This window comes from Acinetobacter sp. YH12049 (assembly GCF_013419875.1).
Classification (GTDB): domain Bacteria; phylum Pseudomonadota; class Gammaproteobacteria; order Pseudomonadales; family Moraxellaceae; genus Acinetobacter; species Acinetobacter amyesii.
Window position 1 is genome coordinate 1 of record NZ_VOZH01000061.1, and the last position, 10,666, is coordinate 10,666.

General features: G+C 37.9%; 7 protein-coding genes and 1 pseudogene. 4 read left to right on the plus strand and 4 right to left on the minus strand.

Annotation, left to right across the window (positions count from 1 at the left end; all coding sequences use genetic code 11):
• Positions 1-63 precede the first annotated feature (63 nt).
• The 3 genes and pseudogenes from FTU05_RS16315 to adeS all read left to right on the plus strand — a co-directional run.
• Positions 64-432 (plus strand): annotated as a pseudogene (locus tag FTU05_RS16315) (IS1-like element ISAba3 family transposase); the annotation flags it as partial.
• Positions 433-701: 269 nt separating this feature from the next.
• Positions 702-1,430 (plus strand): efflux system response regulator transcription factor AdeR, encoded by a 729-nt coding sequence (adeR, locus tag FTU05_RS16320; protein ID WP_032073130.1) that lies wholly within the window; start codon positions 702-704, stop codon positions 1,428-1,430.
• Positions 1,420-2,526 (plus strand): two-component sensor histidine kinase AdeS, encoded by a 1,107-nt coding sequence (gene adeS, locus FTU05_RS16325; protein ID WP_032073131.1) that lies wholly within the window; start codon positions 1,420-1,422, stop codon positions 2,524-2,526. The genes adeR and adeS overlap by 11 nt, the downstream gene beginning before the upstream one ends.
• Positions 2,527-2,629: 103 nt before the next feature.
• On the opposite strand, the gene FTU05_RS16330 is transcribed toward adeS, so the two are convergent.
• The 3 genes from FTU05_RS16330 to FTU05_RS16340 all read right to left on the minus strand — a co-directional run bounded on the left by FTU05_RS16330 (position 2,630) and on the right by FTU05_RS16340 (position 8,522).
• Positions 2,630-4,144 carry an MFS transporter gene (locus tag FTU05_RS16330; RefSeq protein ID WP_180166069.1) on the minus strand — a complete coding sequence of 505 codons (1,515 nt, stop codon included), beginning with the start codon at positions 4,142-4,144 and terminating at the stop codon, positions 2,630-2,632.
• Between the two features lie 113 nt (positions 4,145-4,257).
• Positions 4,258-7,362 (minus strand): multidrug efflux RND transporter permease subunit, encoded by a 3,105-nt coding sequence (locus FTU05_RS16335; protein ID WP_270915313.1) that lies wholly within the window; start codon positions 7,360-7,362, stop codon positions 4,258-4,260.
• Positions 7,359-8,522 carry an efflux RND transporter periplasmic adaptor subunit gene (locus FTU05_RS16340; protein ID WP_032073150.1) on the minus strand — a complete coding sequence of 388 codons (1,164 nt, stop codon included), beginning with the start codon at positions 8,520-8,522 and terminating at the stop codon, positions 7,359-7,361. Before FTU05_RS16340 ends, FTU05_RS16335 begins: the two co-directional genes overlap by 4 nt.
• Positions 8,523-8,948: 426 nt before the next feature.
• On the opposite strand from FTU05_RS16340, the gene FTU05_RS16345 reads away from it, so the two are divergent.
• A complete protein-coding gene (locus FTU05_RS16345) occupies positions 8,949-9,545 on the plus strand; it encodes a LysE family translocator (protein WP_074163998.1) in 597 nt (198 codons plus the stop codon).
• Positions 9,546-9,572: 27 nt separating this feature from the next.
• On the opposite strand, the gene FTU05_RS16350 is transcribed toward FTU05_RS16345, so the two are convergent.
• Positions 9,573-10,391, minus strand: a complete 819-nt coding sequence (locus FTU05_RS16350; protein WP_032073151.1) for an AraC family transcriptional regulator — start codon at positions 10,389-10,391, stop codon at positions 9,573-9,575.
• Positions 10,392-10,666 lie beyond the last annotated feature (275 nt).

Here is a 10,666-nt window from a genome sequence, read left to right on the forward strand (position 1 = left end):
TTTGGTAGTGTTTCAAAAAGTATGCTGAAGAAAAAGCCGATTGGATTTTGATAAAATAGAGAAATGCAAATAACTCTAGCAATCAAATGTCCAACCTGCCTCAGTGATAGTATAAAGAAAAATGGTATCAAAGTAGATGGGAAACAAAACTATCAGTGCAAAGACTGTAAACGTCAGTTTATTGGTGATCATGCACTGAGCTATCTAGGATGTAAGTCAGGTATTACTCGTAAAATATTACAGTTGATGGTCAGAGGCAGCGGTATACGAGATATTGCTGAAGTTGAGCGCATCAGTATCGGTAAAGTTTTACGTACTTTAACTGAATCAACCTATGAAATTCAGCCTCAGCAAAGTCATTATGAATCTCTCGAAGTAGATGAGTTCTGGAATTTTGTTGGAAATAAAAAGAATAAACAATGGCTTATTTTTGTTCAAAAGTCATATTTTACCTCGGAGAAACCGGACATTTTTATTGGTGAGAATATAGACACTTTAAATGGGTTCTAACACTCTCGTTTCGTATAACAGCCATTATGTTAAATGAATGATAATTGACATTTTGTTCATTAATACTGATATGCAACGAATTTTATTATATGTCACCCCTCAATTACAAATATAAATGACTGCTCGTCTAATCATCTCCATTACACAATTAAATGTTAAAATGCATAGCTACTTCATCTAAGATAAAATATATGTATCCAAATCTACAGCACAGCTTCGAAAACAGCGTCATTCTCGTTGTAGAAGATGATTATGATATTGGTGACATTCTTGAAAAATACATAAAAAATGAAAACATGCAGGTCATCCGTGCATTGGATGGACAACAAGCTTTAGAGTGCCTAAAAGCCAACTCTATCGACCTGATTCTCCTTGATATTAAATTACCCAAACTAAATGGCTGGGAAATTCTACAAATCATCCGTCAAACAAGTCATTTACCTGTCATTATGCTGACTGCCTTAGATGATCAAGTGAATAAGATCATGGGGCTAAAAATGGGTGCTGATGACTTTATTATTAAGCCATTTAACCCAAACGAAGTGATTGCACGAATACAAGCCGTACTTAGACGAAGTACAAGCCAAAATATGGAAATAACTAATATTATTCGTTATAGAAATATTGAAATTAATCCAGATCATCATCAAGTTTACATTTCAAATGGTCAAAGAAATCAGTTGCTCAACCTTACGTTAACTGAGTATAAGATACTGTTTTTGATGGCAAAAACACCGAATAAAGTCTTTACACGTAATGAATTGATCCAAAACTGTATGCCTGAAAGTGATGCTTTAGATCGCACTGTAGATAGCCATATCAGCAAATTACGCAAAAAACTTGAAGAAAATGATGTAAATGGCTTATTAATCAATGTCCGTGGCGTGGGGTATCGCTTAGATCAAAATCATGAAATTTAACTTTTTTAAAAATTCTGTTGGAATTAACTTCCAGTTTATTATCATGATGAGCCTATTCAATTTAGGCATTACGCTGTTATCTTTCATGATTGGCTATTTTGTTTATAGCTGGGCGATAAAAATAGGTTTTCTAAATACACAAGTTATTAATTCAAATGAATTTTCAGTTACCTCCGTTGACTTTATCTGGCTGTTTTTAGTGCTATTAACAGGCTTTTTTCTTTCTACTATCCTCGCCTTTAAATATGGAAAACGCTATACACAGCCAATTAGTGATTTAGCAGATGTTATTCAACAAATTCAACAAGGCAATTTAGCACTCAGAATTAAACAGCCACATCATGATATTCCACATGAAATCAAGTCTCTTATTGAGAACTTCAATGAAATGGCAAACCAACTTGAAGTATCAGTTAAGAATTCAACTGTTTGGAATGCTGCAATTGCACATGAATTACGAACACCTGTGACAATATTACAAGGTCGCTTGCAAGGTATTGTCGATGGTATATTTATTGCCGATAAAGCTTTACACCTAAGCTTATTGAACCAAGTCGAAGGCTTATCTTACCTTGTGGAAGATTTACGGACACTGACACTTATTGAAAATAAACAATTACGATTAGAACTAGAAAAGACCAATTTAAAAAATAGTATTGAAAAATGTCTGCAGATGTTTAATGAACGGTTTCATGTTAAAGGTTTAACTATTGTTTTAAATTTGACGGATAAATTGGTTTGCGTTGATATAAGAAGGATGGAACAGGTCTTTATTGCATTGTTCTCTAACTTTCTAAGATATTCGAATGCTGGAAAAATAAATATTACATCTGTAACCACAGCAGAACATTGGGTATTGACGTTTGAAGATGAAGGTCCTGGTATTGATGAATCGCATCTTAAACACCTGTTCAAACCCTTCTATCGACTGGAAGACTCTAGATCATGTCTAGATGGCGGTACTGGATTAGGCTTGGCAGTGATTGATGCAATTATTGAAGCACACCAAGGTCATATTTATTATTCTAAATCCAAAAACTTAGGTGGCAGCTGTTTTACTATTCAACTAAATCGTAAGACATCAACTCATTTATAATGTGTTAAGTTCAGATTAATACGGCTTAATTTAAACCATAAATTTAAGATAAATTGATGTCTGAACTTAACCATTCTGTTTGATGATCCTCAAATAAATTTCATCACAATGAATTCTCATCTCGATATTTAGCTAGCATAAAAAATACCACAATGGAGAGTATCCCGATGATAATCCCTGCTGTTAATAATAAATTAACATGAGCTGAACTGAAGGCAATTTTACCTGCGTTAATCAATGCTGTACCTTGTTCAACGGGTAACTGGCTCGCCACTAAATAGGTATCACCAATCGAAAGTCTGGCTTTTTCTGCTAAAACAGCAGTTAAATCTGACGGCACTTGAAGATGACTGCCAAATATATAGGCCATGAAAACACCAAATAAAGTAATACCTAGTCCTGTACCCAGTTCATAACCTGTACTTTCAAGTGAACCTGCCGCACCGCCCTTTTCTGCAGGTACTGAGCCCATGATCGCAATGGATGAAGCTGTTAAACCAATACTCAGTGTTAATCCAATCGAAGCTAAAATAAAGGGAACGATGATTCCCGGATGATGAAAATCTGAATAACTCAAACTGACCAACGCAATTGCTGCCAATATTAATGACATGGTCGCAACCAGACGGAGTCCAAATTTATTGGATAAAAAACCAGCAATAGGCCTGCCAATAGCGGCCGCAACCATAATCGGAACCATAAAAAGACCGGCTTGCAGCGGTGTTAAACGAATGACATATTGCAGCTCCATTGCCAAAGTTAACTCAACCCCTGCCAAAGCGCCTGCAGCAACCATTGCCATAATAATGCCGGCTAAAATAGCAGGACGTGAAAATAGCGAAAGATCTAGCATCGGCTGAGGAGAATTCAGCTGTTTGCGTACAAATATGGTTAATAAGCCGATAGATAAAACGACCAAAGGCAAGACAATCAACAACGACTGTTTACCGCCTAAGCCTGCTTTTAGTGCATATACAAACGAAATCAAACCGACAATCAGCAATAGCGCTTGACCAAATGCCCAATGTCCAGGGGTTATAGCTTCTTTTCGGGACAATAAGAAATAGCACATTGGTGCGACAACCAGCATGATTGGGACGTTAATCAGGAAAACTGAACCCCACCAGAAATATTCTAACAATCCCCCACCAATGAGCGGTCCAATGGCGGCACCGGCTGATCCGATTGTGCCCCAAATACCCAGCGCAATGGCACGTTCGCGACTGTCTTCGAAGGTTCTGCGAATAATACCCAATACACAGGGCATAATCATGGCACCGCCTAATGCTAATAAAGCACGTGCGGCAATCAGCATAGAAGCCGTTTGGGAAAATGCCGCAAGGACTGAGGCAATTCCAAATATAACCAAGCCAATCAGCAGAATCTTACGATTGCCGACACGATCAGCCAAAGTTCCCATCGGAACTAAAAGTCCAGCCATAAGTAATGGATAAATATCAATAATCCATAAGACTTGGTTACTTGTGGCACTCAGCGATTGGGTTAATGAGGGAACCGCAACATGCAGTACAGTCATATCAATCACAATCGGCAGAAATGCAAGCACGACAGCGAGCAATATCCACCAGCGTTTCGGATCAAGATTGGTAGCTTTCATGATTAAACCTATATTGATGGTTTATTAAATCAATTCTGAAATAAAGATGTAAATGAAAGATTTGTTGTGGGCTAAACTCGTTAACCCACAGCTTTTATTCTCAGTTTTGATGCTTAATGTGCCGCTTTACGTTTCGAGAATTTCTCAACCATGCTCATGACGACAATAAAGAAAATCGGTACAAAAATAACAGCTAGAATTGTTGCGCTGATCATGCCGCCAAAGACGCCTGTACCAATCGCTTTTTGAGTTTCAGAACTAGCGCCACTGGCAATGACTAAAGGAATAACGCCACAGGTAAATGCCAAAGATGTCATTAGGATTGGACGTAAGCGCAATTTAGCGGCTGCAACGGTTGCCTCCACTAAACCCATTCCTTCTTCTCTTAGTGCTTTTGCAAACTCAACAATCAAAATAGCATTCTTTGCAGATAGACCAATAATCGTGATCATGCCGACCTTAAAGAAAATATCATTTGGCATACCACGTAACATTACTGCTAAAAAGGCGCCAATCAACCCTAGAGGGACAACTAGCATCACAGAGAATGGAATTGACCAGCTTTCATAAAGCGCTGCCAAGACAAGGAAAACGACTAACATCGACAACAGTAATAAAAACAAGGTTTGTGATTCCGACTGTTTTTCTTCTAGAGAAATCCCAGTCCACTCATAACCCACACCTTTCGGAAGTTGTTCAATCAAATTTTCCATCTCAGTCATGGCTTGTCCTGAAGATATACCTGCTGCTGGACTGCCAGAAATACTCAATGATGGACGACCGTTGTAACGATTGTATTGTTGTGGGGAATGTTGCCAAATTGGAGTAATTATTTCAGACATTGAAACCAATTTACCGCTTTGACTGTTCACCTTAATCTGAAGAATATCTTCAATACTCATGCGTGATTTGGCATCAAGTTGCACAATGACTTGCTGCATACGGTCATGATTTGGAAAATCATTGATATACATCGAACCCATTGAGGTTGAAATAATATCGGTCACATCACTGAAATTAACACCTAATGCCTGCAATTTATCTCTATCAATTTTAAGCTGTACAGAACTGCCATCTGGCAAACCTTCAGGATAGACCTCCGCCACGATTTTACTTTGTGCTGCTAATGCTAAAAGCTGATCTTGTGCTTCTCTTAAAGCAGGCATGCCAATATTGCCACGATCTAATAATCTCAGTGAAAAACCAGATGAGTTACCCAATTCATCAATTGCTGGTGGTAACACAGACATGGTTTGACCTTCTGAACTTTCAGCCATCGCTATATTGGCATTATTCACGACTTCTTGTGCCGTAATAGTACGCTCTTCGAATGGCAATAGATTGGTAAAATACATCGCTGTATTCTGACCAGATCCACTAAAACCAAAACCTAAGACCGCCATATTGTCTTTAATCCCCGTTTCTTGGTCTAAATAATTTTGAAACTCAGCAACGACTTTACGGGTACGTTCTTGAGTTGCATCCGCAGGAAGTTGAATCGAAGTCATAAACCACCCCTGATCTTCTTCTGGCATAAACGCAGTCGGAACGTGTTTAAAACTAAAAATCAGCACAATGACAATGCCTAAGAAACATAACATTGCGAGGGTTTTATGTTTAATTACTTTAAATAAACTGCGTTCATAGCGATTGTTCAGCTTCTCAAAACTGCGATCAAACGATGCAAAAACACCCTTTTTCTGATGGTCTTGATCAATCGGTTTTAACATCGTTGCACATAACGCAGGGGTTAATGTCAGTGCAAGGAAAGCTGAGAATAAAATTGAAACCGACATGGTAATGGTGAACTGACGATAGATAATCCCCACTGAGCCTGACGCCAATGCCATCGGCAAGAATACAGCGGCTAACACTAAGGTGATGCCAATAATCGGATTGGTAATTTCCTTCATGGCTTTAGATGTGGCTTCAACTGGAGATAAGCCTTCTGTCGCCATAATGCGTTCAACATTCTCAATGACCACAATCGCATCATCGACAATAATCCCGATCGCAAGCACCATACCGAACATGGTCAGCACATTAATCGAAAAACCAGCAAGCAGCATGACTGAGAATGTGCCAAGCAATGCAATCGGTGCAACAATCGCCGGAATTAAGGTGTATCGAACATTGTGTAAAAAGATAAACATGACAATAAAAACTAATGCCATAGCTTCAAGCAATGTCATGATTACTTTTTCAATCGAGATTTTTACAAAAGGTGCAGTGTCGTAAGGTATAGAGAATTTCATACCATCAGGCAGTGCTGAACCTAACTGTTCAATTTTCGCTTTAACACCTTCTGCAGTCTTGACAGCGTTGGCACCAGGACTCATTTGTATCGCCACAGCTGTAGAGGCTTTGCCATTTTCTAAAATCGCAAAGTTATACATCTGTGCCCCGATTTCGACACGAGCGACATCCGACAGTCGAACATTGGCGCCATTTTGTTGAGCACGTAAACTAATTTTCTTGAATTGCTCTACAGTTTCTAATTGACCTTGAGCAGTTAAAGGAATAGTAATTTGTTGCCCCGTCAAAGCAGGAACATCACCAATACGACCTGGTGATATCGGCAAGTTTTGGTTTTGGATGGCTGTATTCACATCTTGAATACTCAATCCATAAGAAACCAAACGATCTGGATCGACCCAAATCCGCATGGCTTTTTCAGCACCAAAATTTTGGACTTTACCAACACCGTCAACCCGCTTTAATTCTTCAATCACATAGCGAGTCATATAGTCACTGACATCAATTTCACTATATTTGCCATTCGGTGAACTTAAGCCCACCATCATTAAAAAACCAGACGACGCAGCATCGACCATCAGCCCTTGTTGTCGCACTGTTTGAGGTAAGCGTGACTCAATGGCTTTAATTTTGTTTTGCACATCAATTTGTGCAAGTTCTACATCTGTACCTGGTTTAAATGTTGCGGTGATTGTTGCTGTTCCAGAACTATCTGAACTTGAACTGTAATAAAGTAAGTTTTTGACACCTGACATTTCCCGCTCAATCAAGGTCACAACACTATCATTCAATGTTTTTGGCGTAGCACCTGGATAGATTGCCGTAATACTAATCTGTGGTGGCGCAACACTTGGGAATCGTGCAATAGGTAACTTGGGGATGCTTAGTACACCCAACAGAATAATAAATAAAGCAATCACCCATGCAAAAATAGGACGCCTAATGAAAAATTGGGACATTATTGCTGTCCTCCATTTTCCTTAATATTTGTAGGTTGCCACTGCTTAATTTTTAATTTTTGCTCAGGCTGTATACGATCAGCCCCTTCAACAATGACTTTCTCACCTGCTTGTAACCCTTGTTTGATCACATAGTTATTTTGATAACGTTGACCAAGCTGAACAGGCTTGCTTTGCGCTAAACCTTTTTGATTAACAATCGTAACATTGGCTTTACCACTAATATCATGTTGAATCGCTTGTTCTGGAACTAGGAGCGCATTTTCAACTTGAGCTCGGCTCATATTGACTCGAACATACATGCCTGGCAAAAGTTTTTGATTTTCATTATTGGCTAAAATACGGATTGTGACATCACCCGTATCAGGATCAACTTTAGTATCCGAAAATAGGATTTCACCTGTAACGTTATAAGGTTTACCCTGACTATTTAGGATTTCAACCGTATGTTTGGTATTTGACACGTCACCTTGCTGTAAAGCTTCCTGTAGTTTTTCATAATCACTAATTGATTGCTTTACATCAACATAGACTTTATTAATCTGTTGTATTACGGCCATTGCATTAGTATCACCTTGACCAACTAATGCACCCTCAGTCACTAAGATTTCACCAATCGTTCCCGAGATAGGGGCTGTAACAGTCGCATATTTAAGATTAAGTTGTTGTCTGCTTAACATGGCTTGCATTTGCGCCACATCGGCTTTTGCTTTTTGATAATCTGCTTCGGTATTGTTGTATTCCTGCTGACTAACCGCATTTACTTTTACTAATTCAGTGTAGCGTTTTAACAGCACCTGCAAACGTGTCACCTCAGCTTGTGCACGGTTTAAAGTGGCTTGATTGCTTTTTACATCTGCCTGAAATATTTCAGAATTCAATTTAAAAAGCGGTTGACCTGCTTGCACATAAGAGCCTTGCTTAAAAAGTACTTTATCAACAATTCCACCTACTTGCGGGCGAATTTCAGCAATACGGTAAGCGACAACACGGCCTGGAAGATTTTCAATTAAATTCATGGAATGCGGTAATACCGTGATGGTACTGACAACCGCTGGTGGCATTTCTGTTGGGGACTGTTCAGCATCTTTGGCTTGTGTACAGCCGATTAAAAGTACAGTTGTAATAAGTATTGAACCTATTAAATGATAATGTGTTGACATGCTTTTTCAGAGGGGGGGTTTTAGATACTACTATTTTGAAATAGCAGTGTTTATGAATTGCTGATGTTGTGTGGAGATTGTGTGGAGATTGTGTGGAGAGATTAAAAGATTTATTTTTTAATGACACGCTTAAACAGCGTGGCTTGTAAATTAGTATAAATAATTTTGTTGTTCTACAATTTTGATCGTATCTTAGTTTTTTCTCATAGTTCATGAACTTTAAAATTCTAAACCAAGACTAATATTTATATAAGCAATTGAAAATACAATACATAGTTTCTTTATACACTTATGAAGTGAACTTTAGGTGAACATAAGTTAAATAGAAATTTTTAATTAGTTCAGCACAAACGTACAATCTTTAAGGCCTATAACTCGATACCGTTCTCTCTTTGATGTTTATTGCTATCTAATTGAGTGAACTCTGTGGAAATATTTCTTTATACATTAAGCGTTATGTATAGCCCAGGCCCTGTAAATTTTATGGGGCTAAATTCTGGCCTTACAGGTCAATTAAAAAAGACTATAGGATTTTACCTAGGCATTGGTTTCGCCATGTTGATCTTATTCGTATTGTTTGGCTATATAGGTGAAGCTGTTATTCCACATGGATTGATTCATTATATTGCTTTAGCGGGTGCAATTTATACATTCTACTTGGCTATAAAAATGATTAGGGCGAATGTAGAAACAACTCAACAGCAAGAAAGCCATCTAACATTCTTAAATGGCTTATTTATTCAGTTATTAAATCCAAAAGCCATTCTCGTCATTCTACCTGTTACGACAATTATGTACCCTGCAGCCAAAATCACAGGAATCATGATCTTGATAGTTTCTTTACTGATTTCACTTGGTGCTGTTGGCGCACCATTCACCTATGCTCTGGTTGGAAAAGTATTAGGCAACAAAATTGCTAATCCTATCTGGTTTAATCGGCTAAATAAGCTGATGGGTATACTCTTGATTTTATCAGGGCTTTTTATGTTCAAAGATTTTCTTAATGGAATAAATCTGCTGTAGGACAAATTAGCCGTTCAAATCGAACGGCTATCTTTTAATATTTATCATTTTCCATTGAGTGGGAGTTAAACCAAATGTTTTTATAAAATGTCTGGTCATATGACTCTGATCAAAAAAGCCTGCATTTAAAGCAGCATTAACAATAGACTCCCCTTGAGCAAGGTAGAACTTAACTGTTTCTAAGCGACGCATGATCATATAACGGTGTGGGCTAGTTCCAAATAATAATCGGAAATCACGAGAAAGGCTCCAGCGGTCACGATCAGCATGTTTCTCTAAATCTGACAAACTTAAGTTTTCATGTGGATACGCCAAAATACACTCACGCGCTCTCTCTGCTGCCTTGTAGTCAAATTTTTTGTTTTGGTTAGATGAAGTATCTGAAATTTCACACAGTGTAGTTGCCAAATCAAATAGAGCATCTTCCTCTTCTAGGGTATCCATATAATTATTTATATTATTTAGAAAGCTATCCATTGCCCTAAACAGGCGAATATCATTACTTAAGCCATGTCTGATAAAAGGCAAAGGTTTACCCTTTAAAATGGTTTGGATCATCGCTGGTTCGATGTAAATCATTCTATAGCGATAGCCATCTAATGTTCCTGATTCACCATCATGCTTTTCATCCGGGTGTAGAACCATAGTCATGCCTGGCAAGCTATGTTGCAATGTACCTTTGTAATGAAAGTTTTGAACTCCGGAAAGAGTCCTGCCAATAGCATAAGTATCATGTCGGTGAGGTTTATAAGCATAATTGGAAAGAAATGCTTCAATTCTTTCTAATTTATGATTTTGAGTGGGGGATCTCACAATCCAATTATTTCCACTGGAGAAATCAGGCATAATTGATGGCCAATTTTTCGTAGATTCTATTGTAGATTATTTTTCACTTTTCCTAAAATTAACATAATACACGTTATACGTAATGCTTGATATTTCTCTTTAAATATCATTATATTAAAGCAAGCCGTTCTGAAATATAGGGCACCAGCAGAGCGGCTTTTTATTGATTATTCATGTTCCACGCTTAAAATTCGAACAGTGTTTCATGATTTTTATAAGTTAAACTAAATTTAGTTGCTAATCCCAATAAGCTATTCACTAACTTGTAAATATCG

What these genes read in the sequence shown, in the direction of transcription:
- FTU05_RS16350 (WP_032073151.1), bottom strand. Translation starts at nt 10,391, where the DNA reads ATGCCTGATTTCTCCAGTGGAAATAATTGGATTGTGAGATCCCCCACT.
- FTU05_RS16340 (WP_032073150.1), bottom strand. Translation starts at nt 8,522, where the DNA reads ATGTCAACACATTATCATTTAATAGGTTCAATACTTATTACAACTGTA.
- FTU05_RS16330 (WP_180166069.1), bottom strand. Translation starts at nt 4,144, where the DNA reads ATGAAAGCTACCAATCTTGATCCGAAACGCTGGTGGATATTGCTCGCT.
- adeS (WP_032073131.1), top strand. Translation starts at nt 1,420, where the DNA reads ATGAAATTTAACTTTTTTAAAAATTCTGTTGGAATTAACTTCCAGTTT.
- adeR (WP_032073130.1), top strand. Translation starts at nt 702, where the DNA reads ATGTATCCAAATCTACAGCACAGCTTCGAAAACAGCGTCATTCTCGTT.